21 protein-coding genes, 1 tRNA gene and 1 other RNA gene are annotated in these 22260 nt (G+C 36.7%); 3 read left to right on the forward strand and 20 right to left on the reverse strand.

Going from position 1 to position 22260, the window contains the following annotated elements:
- The first annotated feature begins 21 nt into the window (after positions 1 to 21).
- Positions 22 to 98, forward strand: a tRNA-Pro gene (locus BUC45_RS03535).
- Between the two features lie 169 nt (positions 99 to 267).
- Here the strand turns inward: BUC45_RS03535 and BUC45_RS03540 are convergent.
- On the reverse strand, positions 268 to 429 hold the full coding sequence (locus BUC45_RS03540) for an aspartyl-phosphate phosphatase Spo0E family protein (RefSeq protein WP_013778197.1): 162 nt from the start codon (positions 427 to 429) through the stop codon (positions 268 to 270).
- 230 nt (positions 430 to 659) lie between these two features.
- Entirely contained in the window at positions 660 to 2027 is a 1368-nt protein-coding gene (scfB, locus tag BUC45_RS03545; protein ID WP_296970391.1) for a thioether cross-link-forming SCIFF peptide maturase, read from the reverse strand.
- A gap of 238 nt (positions 2028 to 2265) precedes the next feature.
- On the opposite strand from scfB, the gene BUC45_RS03550 reads away from it, so the two are divergent.
- Positions 2266 to 2661 (forward strand): bacteriohemerythrin, encoded by a 396-nt coding sequence (locus BUC45_RS03550; RefSeq protein WP_303873491.1) that lies wholly within the window; start codon positions 2266 to 2268, stop codon positions 2659 to 2661.
- A gap of 23 nt (positions 2662 to 2684) precedes the next feature.
- Positions 2685 to 3671, forward strand: a complete 987-nt coding sequence (locus tag BUC45_RS03555; protein ID WP_296970393.1) for a D-cysteine desulfhydrase family protein — start codon at positions 2685 to 2687, stop codon at positions 3669 to 3671.
- A gap of 87 nt (positions 3672 to 3758) precedes the next feature.
- Here the strand turns inward: BUC45_RS03555 and rnpB are convergent.
- The 18 genes from rnpB to BUC45_RS03645 all read right to left on the reverse strand — a co-directional run bounded on the left by rnpB (position 3759) and on the right by BUC45_RS03645 (position 22164).
- An RNA gene (gene rnpB / locus BUC45_RS03560) (RNase P RNA component class A) lies at positions 3759 to 4137 on the reverse strand.
- A 76-nt stretch (positions 4138 to 4213) separates the two neighbouring features.
- The gene (locus tag BUC45_RS03565; protein WP_296970395.1) at positions 4214 to 4639 is read right to left on the reverse strand and encodes a ribonuclease HI family protein; all 426 of its coding nucleotides are present in this window, start codon (positions 4637 to 4639) and stop codon (positions 4214 to 4216) included.
- Positions 4640 to 4660: 21 nt separating this feature from the next.
- Positions 4661 to 5371 (reverse strand): C4-type zinc ribbon domain-containing protein, encoded by a 711-nt coding sequence (locus BUC45_RS03570; protein WP_296970397.1) that lies wholly within the window; start codon positions 5369 to 5371, stop codon positions 4661 to 4663.
- Between the two features lie 53 nt (positions 5372 to 5424).
- Complete coding sequence (locus tag BUC45_RS03575) at positions 5425 to 6537, reverse strand: Nif3-like dinuclear metal center hexameric protein (RefSeq protein WP_296970400.1); 1113 nt, start codon at positions 6535 to 6537, stop codon at positions 5425 to 5427.
- A complete protein-coding gene (locus BUC45_RS03580; RefSeq protein WP_296970401.1) occupies positions 6534 to 7217 on the reverse strand; it encodes a class I SAM-dependent methyltransferase in 684 nt (227 codons plus the stop codon). Before BUC45_RS03580 ends, BUC45_RS03575 begins: the two co-directional genes overlap by 4 nt.
- A gap of 70 nt (positions 7218 to 7287) precedes the next feature.
- Positions 7288 to 8412 carry an RNA polymerase sigma factor RpoD gene (rpoD, locus tag BUC45_RS03585; RefSeq protein WP_296970403.1) on the reverse strand — a complete coding sequence of 375 codons (1125 nt, stop codon included), beginning with the start codon at positions 8410 to 8412 and terminating at the stop codon, positions 7288 to 7290.
- Positions 8413 to 10242 carry a DNA primase gene (gene dnaG, locus BUC45_RS03590; protein ID WP_296970424.1) on the reverse strand — a complete coding sequence of 610 codons (1830 nt, stop codon included), beginning with the start codon at positions 10240 to 10242 and terminating at the stop codon, positions 8413 to 8415. It lies immediately after the preceding gene.
- 160 nt (positions 10243 to 10402) lie between these two features.
- Positions 10403 to 11407 (reverse strand): deoxyguanosinetriphosphate triphosphohydrolase, encoded by a 1005-nt coding sequence (locus BUC45_RS03595; protein ID WP_296970404.1) that lies wholly within the window; start codon positions 11405 to 11407, stop codon positions 10403 to 10405.
- Between the two features lie 122 nt (positions 11408 to 11529).
- Positions 11530 to 14169, reverse strand: coding sequence for a pyruvate, phosphate dikinase (ppdK, locus tag BUC45_RS03600; RefSeq protein WP_296970406.1), 2640 nt, complete (start codon positions 14167 to 14169; stop codon positions 11530 to 11532).
- Between the two features lies 1 nt (position 14170).
- The gene (locus BUC45_RS03605; RefSeq protein WP_296970408.1) at positions 14171 to 15001 is read right to left on the reverse strand and encodes a pyruvate, water dikinase regulatory protein; all 831 of its coding nucleotides are present in this window, start codon (positions 14999 to 15001) and stop codon (positions 14171 to 14173) included.
- 10 nt (positions 15002 to 15011) lie between these two features.
- Complete coding sequence (locus BUC45_RS03610; protein ID WP_296970425.1) at positions 15012 to 15644, reverse strand: helix-turn-helix transcriptional regulator; 633 nt, start codon at positions 15642 to 15644, stop codon at positions 15012 to 15014.
- Positions 15645 to 15724: 80 nt separating this feature from the next.
- Complete coding sequence (gene recO, locus BUC45_RS03615) at positions 15725 to 16510, reverse strand: DNA repair protein RecO (protein ID WP_296970410.1); 786 nt, start codon at positions 16508 to 16510, stop codon at positions 15725 to 15727.
- 23 nt (positions 16511 to 16533) lie between these two features.
- Entirely contained in the window at positions 16534 to 17577 is a 1044-nt protein-coding gene (locus BUC45_RS03620; RefSeq protein WP_296970412.1) for a DUF3048 domain-containing protein, read from the reverse strand.
- A 19-nt stretch (positions 17578 to 17596) separates the two neighbouring features.
- Positions 17597 to 17974, reverse strand: coding sequence for a diacylglycerol kinase family protein (locus tag BUC45_RS03625; RefSeq protein WP_296970414.1), 378 nt, complete (start codon positions 17972 to 17974; stop codon positions 17597 to 17599).
- A gap of 1 nt (position 17975) precedes the next feature.
- Positions 17976 to 18464: an rRNA maturation RNase YbeY gene (gene ybeY, locus BUC45_RS03630; protein ID WP_296970416.1), complete on the reverse strand. Its 489-nt coding sequence runs from the start codon at positions 18462 to 18464 to the stop codon at positions 17976 to 17978.
- Positions 18457 to 20595 (reverse strand): HDIG domain-containing metalloprotein, encoded by a 2139-nt coding sequence (locus BUC45_RS03635; RefSeq protein ID WP_296970418.1) that lies wholly within the window; start codon positions 20593 to 20595, stop codon positions 18457 to 18459. Before BUC45_RS03635 ends, ybeY begins: the two co-directional genes overlap by 8 nt.
- Complete coding sequence (locus BUC45_RS03640) at positions 20555 to 21487, reverse strand: PhoH family protein (RefSeq protein WP_366749636.1); 933 nt, start codon at positions 21485 to 21487, stop codon at positions 20555 to 20557. Before BUC45_RS03640 ends, BUC45_RS03635 begins: the two co-directional genes overlap by 41 nt.
- A 47-nt stretch (positions 21488 to 21534) precedes the next feature.
- A complete protein-coding gene (locus BUC45_RS03645; protein ID WP_366749638.1) occupies positions 21535 to 22164 on the reverse strand; it encodes a sporulation protein YqfD in 630 nt (209 codons plus the stop codon).
- Positions 22165 to 22260: the final 96 nt, after the last annotated feature.

The following is a 22260-nucleotide window of genomic DNA, read 5'->3' on the forward strand; positions in this document are numbered from 1 at the left end:
ATTATAGTATAATAGGTGCATCGGGGCGTAGCGCAGTTTGGTAGCGCGTTCGGTTCGGGTCCGAAAGGCCGTGGGTTCAAATCCCGCCGCCCCGACCATTAGTTTATAAATATAAATAACAAAGGTACTTTAATCAAAACCGCTTAGTAGTAGAATACAAAAGTGGTTTTTTGTTTTTAAATATGACAAAATTGCAAAGTGCTCAAACAAATATCCTATTTAAATCCAAAAAAATAAACCGCAATTTGCGGTATGAATAAAATTTTTTTAAGTTTCACTCTTAATCAACTTTAACTGGTATTCAAGAATCAGTTTATCGAGTTTCGAGCTGAGAAAATATACCTTCTTGTTGATTAAGCTTTTTTCAGCCTCCAGGGCTGAATACAATTCCCCTTTGGCTTCATCTATCTCCTGTGCCAATCTCACCATCTACACTACCCCTTTGCTACCTCTATATATAGCAAATTTTATCATAGCATTTTTATAAATTCAAATACAATTCAATCATAAATATAGTATTTTCTGTAAAAATATTGAGTTATCTAGCTATTATTACTTATTCTTGCCAATTTCAGCAAAATATTACCTTAAAATGGAACATGAATAAATTTTATAAATTTGCAAAGTTGCATTTTTTTTGACAAAACCTGTGTATCATTTTATTCATTGACCACATTTAAGTATATGGCATATTCAATCCGTTTTTTCTGCAATTCACAAGCAATTTCATACGGTTTTTTCATATCACCATTTATTATAAAATTATTGGCATTGCACCCGCCACTGCAGAAATACCTTGCCCAGCATGTAGTACATTTCGGCTTAGAAAATACGTGAGTATCCCTCATTTTAGCGATTATATTCTCATCAAGCTCTCCTTCAAATACATTTCCCATTATAAATTTCTCCTGCCCTATAAACTGATGGCATGGATATATATCACCAGAAGGGGTTATTGCCAAGTAATCACGTCCTGCTCCACATGCCCAAAGTCTCTTATATATGCATGGACCATGATATATATCCACATTGAAATGATAAAATTTAAAGGGATTCCTAACCGATTCTTTCCTCTTTAGGTACTCATTAGCAATTTTTTCATACTGCTTGAAAAGAATTTCTAAATTATCTTGTTCTAGCAAATAATCACCATCTTTTCCAACAACCGGTTCAATAGATATCTCTTTAAAACCTAAATCAGCCATGTGGAAGACATCTTCAGCAAAATCCAGATTATACTTTGTAAAAGTACCCCGCACATAATATTCTTTTTTATCCCTCTTTCTCAATTCAACTATTTTTTTGATGTTTGAAACAATTTCATCATAAGTTCCGCTGCCATCGGCTCTTACACGGATGAAATCATTAACTTTCTTCCTGCCGTCAAGACTCAAGACGATGTTATCCATATGCTCATGAAGATACTGTATAACTTCGTCATTAAGTAAAAGGGCATTTGTTGTGATTGTAAAGTGAAATTTCTTATGGCATAACTCTTCTATGGACTTAGCATATGAAATAACCTCTCTTACAGTATCCATAGCCATGAGCGGTTCTCCGCCAAAAAAATCTATTTCTAAGTTTTTCATATTCCCAGACTTTTCTACCAGGAAATCTACTGCCTTTTTCCCCACCTCAATACTCATCAATTCTCGTTTCCCATGGTAATCACCTTTTGAGGCAAAGCAATATTTACACCGTAAATTGCAGTCATGGGCAACGTTAAGGCAGAGAGCTTTAACATAGTGTCTTGTATCCAATCTATTCAGAATCGGATCTAGATTTGTTTCGGTAAATAGGTATCCCTCTTTCTTTAATGTTTCTATTTCTTCTAGGGCTTCTTTTATATTCTGCTTAGGATATTTCATTTCAAGTTCATTTAGAGCACTTTCAGTTACTAAAGAACATTCATCGTAATAATCCAGAATATCATAAGCTAAATCATCAAGCTGTAAAACTGAACCACTATTTACATCAAGCACCAAATTCTTATCAAATACTCTAAATTTATGGATTTGAGCTGTCAAATATATCCTCTCCCATTGTTGCAATAATAGCTGTTTTTATTGTGAGCCATTCTCATTTTATCATAAATGCCGCTCTTGATAAAGATAAGTACTTAAAAATATGCAAAAACAGGCCATTAAAATAGGTATATATTAAACGCTTCTTACTAATTAAATAGCTTTTTTTAAATTTTCTAATGTCATAAAAAACATAAATATGGTAATATAGAAAGAGAAAGTTTATTTGGAGGTGTATTTTTTGATTAAATGGAAAGAAGAATATAAGATAGGTGTTGAACAGATTGATAAACAGCATCAAAAGTTATTTGAGATAGCCAATGAGGCGTATGAACTTTTAAAAAATGACTTTTGCTATGATAAGTTCGATAGGATTATAGAGATTTTAGCGCAGCTTAGAGATTATGCCATATACCATTTCAAGTCAGAAGAAGAATACATGCTCAGTATAAATTATAAAGGCTATCCAGCACAAAAAGAAGCTCATGACAGCTTTGTTGACAAGCTTAACGCCGTAAAGCTCGATACAATAGACGAGAATCAGAATCAATACATACTCGAATTGTTGGATTTTATAATCAATTGGATAAGTAACCATATCCTAGGCAGTGATAAACTTATAGTTTCTCAAAAGTAAACAAAAAGGAGAAGATGATGCGAATGATAAGCTTAAATATGCCCCGCATTAAGCTTTGCCAGTTGCCTACAGATTTAGAGCCGGCATCTAATCTTTCAGAAAAGCTTGAAAATGTAACTATTTATTTCAAAAGAGATGATAACACCGGCCTTGCCATGGGTGGTAATAAGGGTCGTAAGTTGGAGTTTTTATTAGCTGATGCCATTAAAAAAGAGGCTGATGTAATAATTACTACCGGTAGCATTCAATCAAATCATACCCGGATGACTTGTGCTGCTTGTAGAAAACTCGGACTTGATGTGATTTTAGTATTAAAGGGAAAAAAACCTTTGTCATTTCAGGGTAATCTCCTTTTGGAAAAGCTGATGAATGCCGATATCCGATTTGTTGATGCTTTAAGCTATGATGATATAGGTATTACGGTAAATTATATCATGAGTGAATTAAAGGCCGAGGGTAAAAAACCTTATTTTATCCCTGTAGGCGGTTCTGTAGGTTTGGGAGCTTGTGGTTATGTTGATTGCGCATTGGAACTTTTCAATCAGGCCGACAAGCAAAACCTTAGAATCGATTATATAGTAAATGCAGTTGGGTCAGGGGGTACTTCTGCCGGACTTGAAGTGGGAGTGCGCCTTGCAAAAAAGAATTCGAAAATTGTTGGGATAAGCGTTGATGCAGAAAAGACCGTATTTAAACAAGATATTTCTAGAATTGCTCAAGACTGTGCATCTTTATTGGAAGCCGATCTTAAAATTTTGCCGGAGGATATAACCGTCTTTGATGAATATATTGGCGAAGACGGATATGGCAAACCCAGCCGTCAAGGCATTGAAGCAATTAAACTTGTAGCTGAAACTGAAGGAATTATACTTGATCCAGTGTATTCAGGTAAGGCCATGGCCGGTCTTATCGATTTAGTAAAAAAAGGTTTTTTTGAAAAGGGATCTAATATCGTTTTTATCCATACAGGTGGAACTCCTGCACTTTTTGATATGCTAGTGAATAATTAGTTAGGCGTTGGGATAGTTCGATCGCTTAATACATACGACTTAAGTAATAAACCCCAGGGCAGCATAATGCCTTGGGGTTTTAAAACTCAAATGAGTAAGTCTATAAGCCGAGTTCTGTTTTAGATGGTCATCTATCTAGGATGCCAGTTGCCTGACACCTCCAGCGACCATACCCGAGAGCACGGCGGGCCGCCGTTTAAGCTCTCCTATTTGGTCTTGCTCCAAGTGGGGTTTACAGAGCCGAGAAGTCACCATCTCGCTGGTGAGCTCTTACCTCACCTTTCCACCCTTACTCGGCACTCTGCTTTGCAGCAAGAACGGTCAAAACCGTTACAAAAAATGCCAAGCGGTATCTTTCTGTTGCACTGTCCTTGAGGTCACCCTCACTGGGCGTTACCCAGCACCTTGCCCTATGGAGCTCGGACTTTCCTCGAGCAGTAATGCTCGCGACCATCTGACTTACTCATCATCTATCGTTTTATAAAGGAATTATAATTATAGCACATGAATCATTATTGTCAAGTTTTATGAATTCCCATTTTTTAGATATCTAATTCTTCTTCATCGAGGGCTTCATCAATCCCCCGGTTTGCTAATTCATCAGCTCTTTTATTGTATTCCCGCCGTACATGTCTAACCGTAAAACTTTTAAATTCTTTTAGCAGCCCACATATTTCCTGATAGAGAGGTTTAAGTCCTTCATTTTTTACTTGATATTCTTTATTAATTTGCTTGACCATAAGCTCACTGTCAGAAATAACTTCTATTTCGTCAAAATTCATTTCCAAAGCTTCTTTTAAAGCTGTTATCATCGCAGTATATTCTGCAATATTATTGGTGGTTTCACCTATATATTCGCTGATTTCTTTAATAACATTGTGATCTTCATCCATCAAAAGGACTCCGATTCCCGCATTCCCAGGATTACCACGGGAAGCGCCATCTGTATAAGCTATAACTTTACTCATAAGGCCTCCTATTTCAGCTTATTATAATAGTATTCTTCCGCAATTTTCACAATAAACCAAACCTACACAGTGTTCTACTTCTAGGGCTATCATTACAGATATTTCAGTCATACATCCACTGCATTTTCTATCAGCTAAGACCATTGCAACAGGGTTATGTTTAACCTTCTTGATTCTGTTGTATTTGCTTAAAATTTCCGGAGAAATGCTAGCCTCCAACTGCTGTTTTTGTTTAAGTATTATGTCTAACTCTTCTTTTATTCTATCAATTTCCTGACAAGTTTTCAATCGTTTTTCATTGTATTCTTTTTTCTTTTTTGTAATTATCTCTTTTTCTTGGATAAGGCTTGTTTCCAAGTAGTCGAGTTCTTCCATCATTTTAAATGCTTTCTCCTCATAATCTTTCACTTTAAGCCTTGCAATGTCCTGCTTATCTCTAAGGATTTTAAGTTCTTTTATTGTTGTAACTTCACCACCGTAAATTCTTTCTTCAAACTGTTTTATCATATTGCAGTATTCATCTGTTTTCTGTTCAATTTTTTTTAGCTCTTTTTTCAAAAAGTTAACACGTTCCTTTTTATTTTTAAATTCCGTATCCAAATTATTTATAGTTTTTTTTAACTCAGACAAGTTTTTTAGAACAGGGTGGCTTTTTATAGTTTTTTCAAGCATCTTGCATTGACCTTCTACTTCTTGAAGTTTATAAAGATTGTTTAGCTCTTCCTTTATCATGGCCTTCTTTCTCTCCTTTTAAAAAAAATAAAGAGAATAGGATAATCCTATTCTCATATAATTACCAACGGATCTTCATCTTCAAATATAGTAATCTCAGCTTGTTTATTCAATAGCTTTATTTCTTGCTCAAGATAGCCCTTAAGCACTGGGAGTAAAAGATTTTCTGTAGAAAAGTGCCCAGCATCTATTATAGCAATGCCTGCAGCTTTAGCATCAAGTGCCTCATGGTATTTTAAATCACCTGTAACAAATACATCTGCTCCATAGAATATTGCTGTCTGAATCAAGTCACCACCGGCGCCTCCGCACACGGCAACTTTCATAATGTCTTTATTTAAATCTCCTACAACTCTTACATGGGATATGCCAAGTTTTTGCTTGACGGTTTTGCAAAAGTCCTTTAACTGCATAGGTTCCTTAATATATCCTATTCGGCCGAGGCCAAAGGCCTTACCTGAATTCTCAAGAGGGTATATATCAAAAGCAACTTCTTCATAGGGATGAGTTTTCAGCATAGCGCTAATAACTTTTCTTTGTAAACTTTCGGGAACAATAGTCTCAATTCGTATTTCATCAACCGTTTCTAGTTTTCCCTCTTGACCGATAAATGGCTTTGAGCCGGCTAAAGGTCTAAATGTGCCAATACCGTTCACATTAAAACTACAGTGACTATAATTCCCTGTATGGCCGGCACCTGCATTGCACATTGCATCTCTTACCGCATCTTTATAATCTTTCGGTACGAAGACAACTATTTTTTTTAATTTCTCTTCATAAGTCTGTTTTAAAATTTCTATCTGTTGCAATTCTAAAACATTTGCCAGAATATCGTTAATCCCTCCGCAAGCAGCATCCATGTTGGTATGAGCAGAATAAATAACGATGTTGTTGTTTATCGCCTCATAGACTATTTGCCCAAGAGGTGTATCTTTTCGTAAAGATTTCAAGGGTTTAAAAAAAAGTGGGTGATGAGATATTATCATTTCGAAACCATTTTTTGCTGCAAATTCAACAGTTTCAAGGGTAACCGTAAGGGTTAAAAGAACCTTGGAAACATTTTCGGAAAGGTCACCTGTAGCAAGGCCCGGATTGTCCCAATCTAAAGCAAGGTTTTTAGGAGCCCACTTTTCCAATATCTGCACTATTGTTTGGCAAGCAATCATTTTATGACCTCCTCTAATGTTTTTAGTAGTTTTTCATATTTCAAAACAGCTTTTTGGCAAGCCTTTGTATCGGAAACTTTTAGGTCTTTAATAATACCTTGTAAAATATTTATGCGATAATTAATATATTCGATTATCACAGGATTTTTTTTATTGCGGATTACAGGCCCCACCATAATATCAGTTTCATCAAATGGCGATAAGTTTGCTTTTTTAACTACAATTATCTCATAAAATTTATCATCTTCCCGAGTTACATCTTCATCAATTATCTTATACCCTATGGTGAAAAGGTATTTTCGCAATTCAGCCGGGTTTTTCATAGGCTGCAAAATAAGTTTTTCAAAAGAATCAGCAACTTGCCTCGACTCATTTATTATACTAATGATTGTCATTGCTCCCATACCTGCTACAACAGCAATGTCGCCTTCTGCAGGATTTATGGTTTTAAATCCTGGCCCCAACCGCAGATCAATTAAATCTTGAAGACCGGCTTTCTTAATGTTCTTCTGAGCCTTTCTATAAGGCCCCGGAAGTATTTCAGTGGCTATGACTTTCTTTGAAATGCCTTTATTGATTAGATAAATGGGTAAATATGCATGATCAGTTCCTACATCAACCACTGTTAAGCCTTTTGGAATCTTTGATGTTATTGTTTGCAGTCTGTTTCCTAGTCTCATGTTTAACCTCGATATAAAAAACGAATTTAAGCAAAAAAGTGGAGAAAAAAATCCCCACTATTTTTTCAAGTTATTCCAAGAAGTCTTTAAGCCTTTTACTTCTACTGGGATGACGGAGTTTTCTTAAGGCCTTGGCTTCAATTTGTCTAATTCTCTCGCGGGTAACGCCAAAGACCTGACCTACCTCTTCTAGTGTCCTAGGCCTGCCGTCATCAAGGCCAAACCTTAATCGTAAAACTTTCTCCTCTCTCGGTGTAAGGGTTTCCAGCACATCTTCCAACTGCTCTTTTAAAAGAAGATAGGCGGCTGCATCGGCAGGAGCTAAAGCTTCATCATCGGGAATAAAATCCCCTAAAAAACTATCTTCTTCTTCGCCGATAGGAGTCGCCAATGAAACAGGTTCTTGAGCTATTTTCATTATCTCTCTGACCTTTTCAACGGGCAATTCCATTTCTTCAGCTATTTCTTCCGGCAATGGGTCTCTCCCAAGTTCCTGTAACAATTGCCTTTGTATGCGGATTAGCTTGTTAATAGTTTCAACCATGTGCACCGGAATTCTTATGGTTCTGGCCTGATCGGCAATTGCTCGAGTAATTGCTTGCCTTATCCACCAAGTGGCATATGTGCTGAATTTATAACCTTTTTTGTAGTCAAATTTTTCTACGGCTTTCATCAAACCCAGGTTGCCTTCTTGAATTAGGTCTAAGAAAAGCATACCTCTGCCTACATATTTCTTGGCAATGCTAACGACTAATCGCAGGTTAGCTTCAGCTAATCGACGCTTTGCCTCTTTATCTCCTTCTTCTATTCGTTTTGAAAGCATTATCTCCTCCTCAGCCGAAAGGAGAGGAACCTTTCCTATTTCTTTTAAATACATCCTAACGGGATCATCAATGGCTACCCCTTCAGGAGCAGAAAGGTCTATTTCTTCAGTAGGAACTTCTTCCGAATTTTCTTCTTCCGGTATATCTTCACTATCATCCAAAACCTCTATGCCCATTTCTTCCAAGGATTCATATATCTTGTCAATCTGTTCTGTATCTAGATCTTCTATATCCTCTAGAGCATCCATAATTTCTCCATAAGAAAGTACACCATTTTTCTTGCCTTTTTCAATTAAATCTTTTACGATTTTCATTTTATCTTGAACAAGTTTTTTATCGTTTTTCTTTTGAATCTGCTCTTTTTTTGCCATCTATGCTCCCTCCTTCCCTGGAGTAGTATGTGCCTCCACTTCATTCATTTCGGCTTTCAGTTGTTGATAAATGTTCAAAAGACTGTTGATCTCCTCTCTTTGGCCTAATATTTCAGCCTTCCTGATTTGCTCTCTTACCTGAACAATAGACTTTTTGAAATAGCCTTGCTTTACTTTTTTTATGAGTGAATTTATTAGTTCTCCATCTTTTAAAACCACATTTTCCATAAGTATTGTTGAAAGTTCCGCACATCCTTCTTCATCCAAATAATTAAATACATATGCAATATCTATATCTTGATTTTTATTGATCATTTCAAAGAGGACATCAGCAATTTTCTTCGTATTTTTATCTGTAAAAAATTGAGGGTCAATTTGACCTGTTATTTTTTTACGCAACTTGTCATTTTCAAAAATTAATTTTAATAATTTCCTCTCGGCTTTATGAAAACCTGTTACCTGCGATATTTTGTGAAATTCCTTATTATTATTTCTTATTTGGCTTTTTTTATACTCATATCCATTGTTTGCCAATTTTCTTCTTTGAACTTCTTTTTTTATCGCCTGAACTGAAATTCCAAGCTCGCTAGCCAATTTTTTGGCATATAACTCCAGCTCTGGTTCATTATCGACACCTGTTAAAATATCCACTGCTCGTTTAATGAATTTTAGTTTTCCATCATGTGTTTGTATATTTATATCTTTTTTAGCCAGAAATAATTTGTAGCTTATAAAATCCATAGAATCAGTTAGCAATTTTTGAAAGTGTTCGGGACCATAATTTTTTATTACTTCATCTGGATCTTTTCCGGTTGGCAGATTCAATACCTTGACTCTCAAACCCTCTTGTGCCAATATATCTATTCCTCTCATAGTTGCAGCTTTCCCGGCTTCATCTGCGTCATATGAGAGAATAACCCCATTGGTATATTTTTTAAGCAATCTTGCTTGGTTTTTTGTAAGTGCAGTTCCGAGAGAAGCTACAGCCTGATTAAAACCGTATTGGTGTAATGTTATGCAGTCCATATAGCCTTCCACTACTATGGTATCAAGCGTGGGGTCTTTTTTTATCATGGAAAGAGCGTATAAATTATCTCCTTTAGAAAACAATGGCGTTTCAGGAGTATTTAAATATTTAGGCATTGATTCATCAAGAGCTCGCCCACCAAATCCAATAATATTCTTTGTAACATCTTCTATGGGAAACATTAACCTATTTCTAAATCTATCATAATAGCCTTTATTATCCTTTCTAGGTATAATAAGACCAATTTTTTCTAATGTATCAATTTTTATACCCTCGGAACGAGCAAATTTTATAAGTCCGTCCCAGTATGGCGGTGCATATCCTAGGTAAAATTTTTCTACTGTTTCTGCGGTCAATCCTCTCTCTTTTATATATTCCATGGCTTTAGAACCTTCGCGAGTATGCAGCAAACAGTGATTATAGTATTTTGCTGCCAAGCGATTTATTCTAATGTATTCACGTTTTTCTTGAAACTCCAGTGATAGGTCTTTGTCCATATTTCCCGGAAGTTTTATGTTGAACTTATCAGCCAAATATCGAACAGCCTCTGGAAAATTGAGGTTTTCTTTTTTCATTATGAAAGTAAATACATTTCCGCCTATGCCGCATCCGAAACAATAAAACAATTGTTTTTCCGCATCTACACTAAAAGAAGGGGTTTTTTCCTTATGAAACGGGCAAAGGCCTATATGATTTCCTCCTTGTTTTTTCAGGAAGGTATATTCCGATACAATTTCTACTATATCTGCTCTATCCTGTACTTCTTTTATGACTTCTTCAGAATAAAACCCCATTTTTATCACCAAACCTTAAAAAATCTCCCCAAAGCCAGAATGAGGAGGTATTATCGCAATAAACTATAAAATTCTTCTCTCCTCCCTCTGAATTTACATACACATTATTCTACGTTAATATCCATTATTCCTTCTTTTTGCCTTATAAAATAATTGATAAAATATCGTATCAGATTTCTAACGGCCAAGATGAAGGCATAAAAAACTCTCGAAATTTTTTAATGGCATATACATCCGTCATGCCAGCGATATAATCGGCTACAGCTCTTTCTATATTCTCTTCTTTTGAGATTTTTATAAATTCAGGAGGCATAGAATTAGGATGTTGGATATAATACTCAAATAAAAGTCTTAACATTATTTTAACTTTTTTTTCCTGAGTTTTAGCAGAAGAACCTACGTAAACATTTTCAAATAAAAACGACCGCAGCTTTTGCGTTACATTATATATATCATCACTCATTTTTACTATAGGTTGTTCGAAACTCGTTGATATAACATCCTTAATCATTGTATCAATACGTTCGCCGTGTTTTCTTCCCAAAATCTTTACTGATTCCTGCGGCAAATCTTCCAGCTTTAATATTCCTGCTCTTTCGGAATCATCTATATCGTGATTTATATAAGCAATCCAATCAGATAATTTTACCACCTGGCCTTCAAGTGTGGCAGGGTTTCCGCGCGTAGTATGATTTTTTATACCATCTCTGACCTCCCATGTAAGGTTAAGCCCTTTGCCCTGCTCTAGGAAATCTACAACTCTTAAACTCTGTTCCTCGTGTTTAAAACCTCCATTTATGAGATCATTTAAAACTTGTTCACCCGTATGGCCAAAAGGCGTATGCCCTAAATCATGTCCTAATGCAATAGCTTCAGTTAAATCTTCATTTAATCTTAAGCTTCGAGATATTGTTCGAGCAATTTGGGATACTTCAAGTGTATGAGTTAAACGAGTTCTGTAATGGTCACCTTCTGGAGAAATAAACACTTGGGTTTTGTGTTTTAATCGCCGGAAAGCTTTTGAGTGAAGTATTCTATCTCTGTCCCTTTGAAAATCGGTTCGTATACTGCATTTTTCATCTGGAATACATCTGCCTTTACTTTTAGAGCTCAACGATGCATAAGGAGAAAGACAGCTTTTTTCGAGTTCTTCTTGCCTTTCACGAAAATTCACAAGACCTCACCTCACAAAAGATTTCCGATAGATTTGTTTTATTATTACTCTATTCGATATTCTAGTTGTTTTTTCCTCTTACATTTTGTAAAAAAGAGGCGAAAAATTCGCCTCTTTAAAAACTATTTATGATTTATTTTCGCCTGTGCGGCTGCAAGCCTTGCAATTGGCACTCTAAATGGTGAACAGCTGACGAAATCAAGGCCAATCATATGGCAGAATTCAACGGAGCTTGGTTCTCCGCCGTGCTCACCACATATACCTATCAAAAGATCCGGTTTCACACTCCTGCCTTTATCCGTAGCCATCTTCATTAAGGAACCAACGCCTTTTCTATCAAGAACAATAAAGGGAGAATCAGAAAGTATCTTGTGTTCCACATAATGTGGAAGTATCTTGCCTTCTGCATCATCACGGCTGAATCCGAAAGTTGTCTGTGTCAGGTCATTTGTTCCAAATGAGAAGAAGTCTGCAAAATTAGCAATTTCTTCAGCGGTCAGACATGCCCTTGGAAGTTCAATCATTGTTCCGATAAAGTAATGTACCTTTGTTCCTTCTTCTTCAAATACTTCCTCCGCAGTTTTTTCTACGATTTCTCTTAGAGTCTTAAGCTCTAATTCATGATTAACCAATGGTATTTCAATTTCAGGTATGACCTTAATACCTTTTTTAGTTAGATTACATGCTGCTTTTAGTATGGCTTTCACCTGCATAACATAAATTTCTGGATATAATAGACCTAGTCTGCAACCTCTAAGACCCAACATCGGATTCATTTCACTGAGGGCTCGCACTTTTTTAAGCATTTCTTGTTTTTCTTCCAGTTCTTTTGAACAACCCTTTGCTTTAAGTTCCATTATTTCTACAATAAGTTCTTCGGGGTTAGGCAAGAATTCGTGAAGAGGCGGATCGAGCAACCTTACGGTAACAGGCAATCCTTCCATTACTTCAAAAATTCCCTCAAAGTCTTCCTGCTGTATAGGCAAAAGCTTAGCTAGAGCTTCTTCTCTTTCTTCCTTGGTTTCGGCCATAATCATTTGCTGAACTATGGGCAGCCGATCCTGTGCCATAAACATATGCTCAGTTCTGCAAAGCCCTATGCCCTCTGCACCAAATCCTAAAGCTACTTTAGCATCATGAGGTGTATCAGCATTAGCCCTAACTTTCAGCTTCCGTATTTCATCAGCCCAACTCAATATTTGATTAAATTCGTCGGAAAGTTCCGGATCAATCATAGGAACTTCGCCAATCATAACTTCTCCTGTAGATCCATCGATGGAAATTACATCACCTTTTTTGACTACAAGCTGCCCAACTGTAAATTCGCCTTTTTCATAGTCAATTTTTACGGCTTCACATCCGGATACACAAGGTTTCCCCATACCGCGAGCTACAACAGCAGCATGACTTGTCATGCCACCGCGGCTTGTAAGCACTCCTTGAGCTGCAACAATACCATGAATATCATCAGGAGTGGTTTCCGTCCTAACCAAAATTACTTTCTGACCTTCATTGCCCATGGTTTCTGCCTCATCTGGGTCAAAAACCACATGTCCCGAAGCTGCTCCTGGAGATGCTGGCAACCCCTTTGCTATAGGCTTAACATCGGCATTCGGGTCGATTCTACGGTGGAGTAGGGTCTCTACCTGACCCGCCGGTACACGAAGAATCGCTTCATCCTTATTTATCAAACCCTCTTTAACCATATCCACAGCAATTTTTACAGCAGCCTGAGCCGTGCGCTTACCGCTGCGCGTCTGGAGCATGAAGAGCTTCCCGTTTTCTATTGTAAATTCTATATCCTGCATATCTCTATAATGCTTCTCTAGCAACTTGCATACATTGATAAATTGCTCATATACATCTGGCATGACATCTTTTAGCTGTTTTATGCTCTGGGGCGTCCTGATACCAGCCACAACATCTTCACCTTGTGCATTCATTAAAAATTCGCCATAAACTTCTTTTTCTCCAGTTGAAGGATTTCTGGTAAAGGCAACACCTGTTCCTGAATCATCGCCTTTGTTTCCAAAAACCATAGTCTGAACATTAACAGCTGTTCCTAAATCATCTGGGATTTTATTTATTCTCCGATAAACCTTGGCTCTCTGGTTGTTCCAAGACTTAAAAACTGCTTCTACAGCCATTAAAAGCTGTTCCTTGGGATCTTGTGGAAACTCGCGACCTGTTTCCTCCTTTATTTTTTCCTTATAAAGCTTTATAACTTCTTTCCAGCCATCTGCATCCATTTCAGTGTCTTGGGTAATACCCTTTTTCTGCTTTACCTCATTTATGATGGATTCAAACTTATCATGCTCAACTTCCATAACTACATCGCCAAACATCTGGATAAATCTGCGATAGCTGTCATAGGCAAAACGCTCATTCCCTGTTTTTGCCGCCAATCCCTTAACACTTTCATCGTTTAGGCCCAGGTTCAGTATTGTATCCATCATACCCGGCATAGAAATAACCGCTCCTGACCTAACTGATACTAACAACGGATCTTGATTATCTCCAAGTTTCTTGCCCATTTCTTTTTCAAGATCATCTAAAGCTTGGAAAATTTGAGATAAGATATCTTCGGATATCTTTTCACCTTCTTCATAATAGTTCAGGCAGGCTTCGGTTGTGATGGTAAAACCCATCGGTACAGGCAAGCCTATCTTAACCATTTCTGCCAGATTTGCACCTTTACCTCCCAGCAAGTTGCGCATTTGAGCATTACCTTCGCGAAAACTGTAGACATATTTTTTTGTCATATTACACTTCCCCTTTCCTTATTATCTCTAAAATGCTAGTGGCTATTTCCTCCACTGCTTTATTTGAAACATCAATTTTAGGACAACCTATTTTTTCCATTATCATGTCAGCATATTCGATTTCTTCCATAATTCTGTCAAGTTGAGCATAAGTTGCTTCTGTGCTAAGTCCTAAGGCTTTAAGTCTTTCCTGCCTGATATCAAACAGCTTTTCAGGACTTATAGTAAGACCAATAATAGTCTTTGGCGGAAGGTGGAATAATTCATCCGGAGGAGCAACCTCCGGTACCAAACGGAGATTTGCAACCTTTAATCTTTTATGAGCTAAAAACATTGCCAGGGGAGTTTTGGAAGTTCTAGAAACACCTATGAGAACAACATCGGCGCGAGATAAACCTCTGGGATCCTTGCCATCATCATACTGAACCGCAAACTCTATTGCTTCTATCTTTTTGAAATAATCTTCATCTATTCGATGAACTAAGCCTGGCTGTAAATGCGGTTTGACTTCAATTATTTTTGAAAAAGTATCCATCATTGGCCCCATCAAATCTACTATAGGTATTTGATTTTGCTCAGCTAGGCTTAAAAGGTGCTGTCTGACTTCCGGTAAAATAATTGTGCATACAATAACACAATCAGCTGTATTTTTAGCTTCCTCTATGATATCTTCCACATATTCATTGTCGGTTACATAAGGAACTTTGCGAATATCGACTTTCTCTGAATTAAATTGAACCATCGCCGCGCGAATTACCAATTCGGCAGTTTCACCAATAGAATCGGAAACTGCAAACACTACCGGTCGGCTTTTTTTATCGTTTATAATCATCCCCTCCTTTCTAAGTCTTTCCAAGTTCAACAAAAAGTTTCGTAATTGTGGTTTTAGTTACTTTTCCAACTACCTTATACTTTTCCTGGCCATTTTCTGTTACAATTTTAACTACAGGCAACGCATCAACTTGATGATCAACAATTTTTCTAGCAGCATCATAAGCACTTTCTTCAGGTGTTACTGTAATTATGTTTGGCATTCTAGTCATTACAATACCTATCGGCATTTTATGTATATCTGCATTTCCGATGGCTATTTTGAGCAAATCCTTGCGAGATACTAGCCCTGCTAAATTTCCATCTTTGTCAGTGATGAAAAGGGTCCCCACATCTGTCAAAAATAAAGTTACTATAGCATCATATACGGAAGTATCCTCCTTTATAACCGCTGGAACTGACTTTATCTTATCGACTTTTATATCACTTATTTTTTCTGATATGAGATTTTTAGGATCTTTCCCTGCAAAAAAGTATCCAACCCTAGGTCTGGCTTCTAAAATACCAAGCATGGTCAAAACTGCAAGATCCGGTCTTAATGCAGACCGGGTTAAGTTGAGCTTGTCCGCTATTTGTTCACTGGTAATTGGTTCGTATTTCTTGACTATATCAACTATTAAAGCCTGCCTTGATGATAATTCTATGGGTTTTCACTCCCTTCGAACAGGCTGCAAATTGCCAAATATTATTATACTACAAAACATAAAAAAATCCTCTTTTTTAGCTAAAGAATTTCATTAGATACGGTGTTACTGTTGCCTGCATTTAACTTATTCACATCTTTTATAAATTCAGCGGTTTTAAGTTTATGGTCCACGTGATGCAATATAAAAAGATCTAAAACATCTTTTAGTTGTTCCCTTACATATTTCTTCACTCGCAAACCTTCTAGCTCTTCATATGTTCCCATTAACATTTTTCTAAGTACATTTAAAGTATCAGAAGTGATGTTTATCGCTTTTCTGTCTTTTCCATGACAATTTTGACAGAGGATGCCTCCCATTGCTGTACTAAAATATGCTTTATCAAAAGATTTTCTTCCACAGCCTACACATTGAAATAATTCCGGTGCAAAACCTTGTATCGCCATAAGCTTTACTTCATAAATGCGGCTGAGTATCTCAATATTTTCCCACTTCTGAAGAAGATACATGGTTTTTAAAAAAAAGCGGAATAATTCCTGATTTTTATCTTCCAAAGGCGTAGAAACCCTGAGAAGTTCCGCAAAATATAAGCCATAAGCCATAGATTCTAAATTCTGACGTATTTTATAAAAAGACTCTTTGATTTCGCATTGACTAATAGTATCAAGATTTCGACCTTCTAAAATTAAAAAATTGCTGTAAGAAAATAACTGACTCCCTGCTAGTATAGGATTTCGCGGTCGGCGCACACCTCTAGCTACCGCATGAATTTTACCTTTATCAGGCGAAAAAAGTGTGAGTATTTTATCTGCTTCACCGAGGTTTCTATACCCTAATACTATAGCATCGGTTCTATATAGAGCCATGTACAATTTACCCCTTTGTTGGTTTATTCGTAATTAAATTTGCCCCACTGAGGTAGTATCTGAATCCAAATATTACCTGGATTTATAATAAGCTCTGAGCCATCTTCAAAAGTATAGTTTGTTCGCTCTTTTCTGTCATCTTTCTGCCACTTTATCTTGTTGCAATACCCATTACTTATATAATAACCCTTTCCGCTGTCAACGGTCTTTATTGAAAGTCTGCCAACATCATCTACTACTTTAGTGACAGCAAATTGTAAAATAATATTTTTTACAAGAATTTGTTCACCGGTTTTTTTATCGGTATGAAGTTCACCGTTAATATAACGCTTATACATCTTTTTATCTCTGTCATATGTATAGCTTACTACATAATTTTTAAAATATTCTAATTCACATTCTTCTAGTGCTTGATTCCCTGCGAAAGTTTCTTCTGTATTGAACTTCCACAAAGTTAGTTCAACATCCCGAATAAATCCCTTTTTTTCTGATGTTTTTAAAATTTTCTCGGTGTTTGTATATGCATTATGCGGCTCTTTTCGAGACCTATCTCGCCAAAAAGTTACATCATCATAAATGCCATTTATAGCATCAATGTTTAGTTTCTTTAAATCAATATATCCCTGAGGACTGGCACCATAGTGTATATATATGCTATCATATTCCATAGCATAATCGAGAAAATAAGGCCTCGCACTGCGTACAGGACCAATTTCATCCACTGTTTCTCCGAGAAAAATCGCTAAAAAGCGGGTTATACCTCCTTCGGTTAAAATTTCATATACTATACCGGCTTTATTTAAGCCCGACTGAGGTCGAGCATTGTATTCATTTTCTATCATAACCGCAAGAGGTCTTTGCTTCTCATACTGAATGTCCATATCTATGCCGGTAAGCGGATTTTTAACCGTGGGAATAACCTGTTCATTTTCCTGTGTTTTTGTTATTTCATTCAAATCCCTTGGTGTATCATCGGAATCTTTATGGCTTTTTTTATCACCACAACCTGCATGAATTAATAACAGCAAAACTATTACAACAATGGTCAGGTATCGCTTAAACGGCATAATTATACCTCCCGCCATACTATTTACTTAAACTCAAAAGCATCAGAATTTTTTTGTAAAACACAATGTAGCCAACAATAATGGCATTTATTGCAGATATTAGCACAGCTCCAGCAGCTACATTTTTAGCCACCGCTGCCAATGGATGATATTCTTGTGTGTACATATCTACAACCGTTTCAATGGCTGTGTTTATCATCTCTGTAACTAACACAGTTGTAATTGTCATAAAAACTATCAAAATCTCCAAAGTGCTAAGTTTTAATAAGTAGCTCATCAAGATTACCAGAAATGCGGTTGCAAAGTGGATTTTAATATTACGCTGAGTTCTGAAAGCATACAATATACCAGATATGGCATAAGAAAAACTTTCACTTAGAGTCCGAGCTCTTTTCATTTTAATTAATCCCTCGTGTTAAATCAATAGCTTTTAAAATTTTTTCTTCCCTTTGCCTCATAACAGACCTTTCTTCATCTACTTCATGGTTGTATCCCAGCAAATGCAGTATGCCGTGCACAACTAAAAAGCCGACTTCTCGCTCAAAAGAATGGCCATATTCCATAGCTTGCTCTTTTGCTCTTTCTAGCGAGATTACTACATCTCCCAACAGTTCTTCCTCTTGAAATTCAAAGCTGCTATCCTCTTCAAAAACAGTCTCTCTCATAGCAAAAGATAATACATCGGTTGGCGCGTCTAAAGACCTATACTGTCTGTTAAGTTTTTGGATGTATTCATCATCAACCAAAGCTATACTTACTTCTAAATTCCCTGATACATTTTCAATTGATAGGGTCGTATTTACAGCCTTATTTATAAGTTCTTCCAATTTTTGTGTAACATCAATTTTCTCTTGTAAATTATTTATTATTACATTTACGTTAGCCATGGTTTGAATCCTTTCTTTCTAATTCTTTCAGTTTGTCCGGATATTCTATACGCGTATGGAAAATTCCGGTCAATACCCTTGAAAATGCTAAGGCAACTTTATCAAGGTCCTTTAATGTCAAGTCACACTCATCTAACTGGCCATCAGCAAGTTTATCTTTGATTATCTGACGTATAAGCCCCTCTATCTTGCCTGCCGTAGGATTCGACATGGATCTGACGGCAGCTTCGGCACAATCTGCCAACATCACTATAGCTACTTCACGAGTTTGAGGTCTTGGTCCCTCATAACGATAAGTTGTTTCATCTGCCTTTTTTTCACTGTTTTCACCCATTGCCTTATTATAAAAAAACGAAAGCAGACTTGTGCCGTGATGCTGTGCGATAAACGCTGTAATGCTTGAAGGTAGTCGATATTCTTGTGCGATTTCAAGTCCATCTTTCACATGTGATGTAATTATCAAAGCACTAAGCGTAGGACTTAATTTATCGTGGGGATTATCAGATGTTAGTTGATTTTCTATAAAAAAATAAGGTCGCTTCAATTTACCTATATCATGATAATTAGCTCCTACTCGAGCTAATAACGAGTCGGCTCCTACCGCTTCTGCCCCAGCTTCAGCCAGATTCCCTACGATTATAGAATGATGATAAGTTCCAGGCGCATCCAGCATTAACTTTCGAAGCAGCAATTGATTTGGATTTGAAAGCTCTAGTAGCTTTATAGCACTTGTAATGCCAAAAGCAGTTTCTAGGAACGGTAGAGTACCAATTGTCAGTATAGACGAAAGTATACCGCTTATCATACCCCAAGTGCTTTGTCGTAATATTTCCAAAAAAGTGCCATTATTTAAAAGCAATAGACCGGTTATAAGCAGGAAATTTACTCCGCCTATTATTCCACCTGCTTTGGTTAAATCAGAACGCTGCGACACTTTTGCCGTACAAAAAACCCCAACTATAGCTCCTGATAATGCAACAAGTGTAAATGCAAAGTCACTACCTAGCATAATTCCAATGGCTATACTCATTGTAAAGCTTGCAAATACGGCAATCCCCGGATTGATTAGTATGGATATAAGCATACTCCCTGCCGCCAATGGGACCAAATAATTGGAAATGGTTTTGACTCCCAAAGAAATAACAAGTGTTGATAAAATAATCATTACCAATAATATTAAGTAAACATTGTTATTATATACATCTCTATGAAAACGATATACCGCAAAAGCCAATGTCCCCGCTAGCATACCTGATATGCAAAAAGCTCCTATTAACAGACTTATATTAGCTTTCGTGTCCCTGGCCAGCAGACCCAATTCTTTAAGCATTTCTTTATGTTCGGCAGTTATAACAGTTCCTTTTTCAATTAATACCTGATTTGGAAAAACTCTAACCGGTGCTACGGCTTCCATAGCTTCCTGTTGCTGCTTTTCTGTAGCTTCGCGATCATAGACCATATTGGGTTTTATCGTCAAAAGAGCAATCTCTTCCCCTATGCTTTTAAGTTCCTCTGGTAATTTTAAGCTTTTAAATTCTTCTATAACATACGTCTTTGTTCTCTCTAAAGAATCTTCCTTAACGCCTTCTTCCATAACTGTTTCGATAATAGCTTTTATTACGGTTTCCAGCTCTTTTAAAGATGTATCGCTCATAGATATAAGCTGGGCATAGGACTCTTTTGAAATGTCTTCTGATATCTTTTCCGTTAATAATTGTATCTTTTCTTCATCTTTCAGATAATCACGATTTCTCACTTCTTTAACGTAATTTAAAATATCCCCTACATGATTTTTTACTTCAAGAGTAATGGTATGATTTAGGGTATATTTTTTAGGAACAGCATCAGCTGCGGCCTGCTGAAGCTTATTTGTAGCAATTGTATTAATGGCATCCTTTCTGGCCATAATACTTTCCTGAAGCACTTCTCCTACTTTAACATCATATTTTTGAGGAAGAGATGAAAAGAATATCATAGTTGTCAATGCAGCAAAGAAAAAAAGCCCCAGCAACATTTTATGGAACGTAGAATTGTTTAAAACAGCTTTCGCCAATTTATTTGGAAAGGCTAAATTCATCATAGCTGCGTAATCACCCCATGTTCTGTAGGTGCTTCTTGTCAAACCTCTCATAGGCCTTTATTATCCTCTGTACTACCTCATGGCGCACAACATCTTTATCATCAAGGTAAATAAATTGAATTCCCTTAACATCTTTCAAAACTTCTCTGACTTCTTCCAAGCCCGAATAGACCCCTTTAGGTAGATCAATCTGAGTCAGATCCCCGGTAACTACTGCCTTAGAGCCAAAGCCCAGACGCGTCAAAAACATTTTCATCTGTTCAGAGGTCGTATTCTGTGCCTCATCCAAAATAACGAAAGAATCATCTAATGTGCGCCCTCGCATATATGCCAAAGGTGCAACTTCAATTAAGCCTTTTTCCATATAACGTCGGAAAGAATCCACACCCAAAATATCGTATAAAGCATCATACAGTGGTCTAAGATAAGGATCAACTTTATCTTGCAGGTCTCCCGGTAAAAATCCAAGTTTTTCACCAGCTTCCACTGCCGGCCTTGTCAATATAATTCGATTTACTTCTTTCTCTTTAAAAGCTGTTACCGCCATAGCCATTGCGAGATAAGTTTTCCCCGTCCCTGCAGGCCCTATGCCAAAAACTATGTCATTTTGTCTCATGGCAAGTGCGTAAAGCTTCTGTCCTATAGTTTTAGGTTTAATAGGTTTTCCGCGATGAGTATAGCATATTATATCATCATATAAATCATTAATTTTTTCTCCCTCACCGTTTTTTGCAAGTTTTACAAAATACTTTACTTCATTAGTTGTCAAAGAATTGCCAGCGCTCAGCACTTCAATCATTCGATTAAAAAGTTGTTGCACCGACTCCACATCTTTTTCTTCTCCAAGTATTGCAATTTCGCCATCACGAGTGATTATCTTTACATTAAATTCTTCTTCGATATACTTAACATTTATATCGCGATTACCAAATAAAAATACCATATTGTTTACGCTATCTATGGTAACTCTAGCTTCTGCCAGATTATCTCTCAAATTTTTTCCTCCCCATATTTGATTTCTCTTTTCTGGCCTATATCTTCAATTACTTCTATTATCATTGAGCCAATAACCGATGTTTGATCGGAATCTAGCATATACTCCATCTTTTTTTGGGTTACTTTTTTTTCCTTTAAAATACCCTTTAATTGCAAAAGAAGTTCAGCTTCTGCTTCGCGAGATGCTTCCTCTATATCTAGAAACTCTTTTGTCGGTTTCATTTCTGCATATTCAACAATATTGAACTGTATGCCGCCTGATAACCTAGGCAATATACTAAATTCATTTAATGTTTTCTTATCATAATGATTATACGCAATATCTCCAAACTGGAAATTCAAAACATGCTTTCCAAGCTGGAGCACTAAAGATTTTTTGCTGTTACCCGTAGGAATCATTTTTGTTTTGACAAGTGGAACTTTTACGGCCCTCTGATACCATACGCGAGCCTTTACGATACCTTGAGCATGAACTAGTAATACTTGATCTTGATCTTGATCCTGATCCAAAACAACTTTTCCAGTTATCAAGGTATCTCCTTTGCTTACCGTTTGGCCTGGTTCAACCAGTGCTTCACCTCGAAAGTTTACTATTTCCTCAATTATACCATCTTTTGAGGCTATTGAACAAAATCGCTAACGCGATGGCTTAAAAGACTTTTTTTCGTTATCGATATTAAAGTGGCAACACATTCACATATATGGTATTGTTTAGTCATC

The sequence above is a fragment of the Tepidanaerobacter sp. EBM-38 genome (assembly GCA_001896545.1).
GTDB lineage: Bacteria > Bacillota > Thermosediminibacteria > Thermosediminibacterales > Tepidanaerobacteraceae > Tepidanaerobacter.

What these genes read in the sequence shown, in the direction of transcription:
- BUC45_RS03540 (WP_013778197.1), bottom strand. Translation starts at nt 429, where the DNA reads ATGGTGAGATTGGCACAGGAGATAGATGAAGCCAAAGGGGAATTGTAT.
- BUC45_RS03555 (WP_296970393.1), top strand. Translation starts at nt 2,685, where the DNA reads ATGATAAGCTTAAATATGCCCCGCATTAAGCTTTGCCAGTTGCCTACA.
- BUC45_RS03565 (WP_296970395.1), bottom strand. Translation starts at nt 4,639, where the DNA reads ATGAGTAAAGTTATAGCTTATACAGATGGCGCTTCCCGTGGTAATCCT.
- BUC45_RS03570 (WP_296970397.1), bottom strand. Translation starts at nt 5,371, where the DNA reads ATGATAAAGGAAGAGCTAAACAATCTTTATAAACTTCAAGAAGTAGAA.
- BUC45_RS03575 (WP_296970400.1), bottom strand. Translation starts at nt 6,537, where the DNA reads ATGATTGCTTGCCAAACAATAGTGCAGATATTGGAAAAGTGGGCTCCT.
- BUC45_RS03580 (WP_296970401.1), bottom strand. Translation starts at nt 7,217, where the DNA reads ATGAGACTAGGAAACAGACTGCAAACAATAACATCAAAGATTCCAAAA.
- rpoD (WP_296970403.1), bottom strand. Translation starts at nt 8,412, where the DNA reads ATGGCAAAAAAAGAGCAGATTCAAAAGAAAAACGATAAAAAACTTGTT.
- ppdK (WP_296970406.1), bottom strand. Translation starts at nt 14,169, where the DNA reads ATGACAAAAAAATATGTCTACAGTTTTCGCGAAGGTAATGCTCAAATG.
- BUC45_RS03605 (WP_296970408.1), bottom strand. Translation starts at nt 15,001, where the DNA reads ATGATTATAAACGATAAAAAAAGCCGACCGGTAGTGTTTGCAGTTTCC.
- recO (WP_296970410.1), bottom strand. Translation starts at nt 16,510, where the DNA reads ATGGCTCTATATAGAACCGATGCTATAGTATTAGGGTATAGAAACCTC.
- BUC45_RS03620 (WP_296970412.1), bottom strand. Translation starts at nt 17,577, where the DNA reads ATGCCGTTTAAGCGATACCTGACCATTGTTGTAATAGTTTTGCTGTTA.
- BUC45_RS03625 (WP_296970414.1), bottom strand. Translation starts at nt 17,974, where the DNA reads ATGAAAAGAGCTCGGACTCTAAGTGAAAGTTTTTCTTATGCCATATCT.
- ybeY (WP_296970416.1), bottom strand. Translation starts at nt 18,464, where the DNA reads ATGGCTAACGTAAATGTAATAATAAATAATTTACAAGAGAAAATTGAT.
- BUC45_RS03635 (WP_296970418.1), bottom strand. Translation starts at nt 20,595, where the DNA reads ATGAGAGGTTTGACAAGAAGCACCTACAGAACATGGGGTGATTACGCA.
- BUC45_RS03640 (WP_366749636.1), bottom strand. Translation starts at nt 21,487, where the DNA reads ATGGTATTTTTATTTGGTAATCGCGATATAAATGTTAAGTATATCGAA.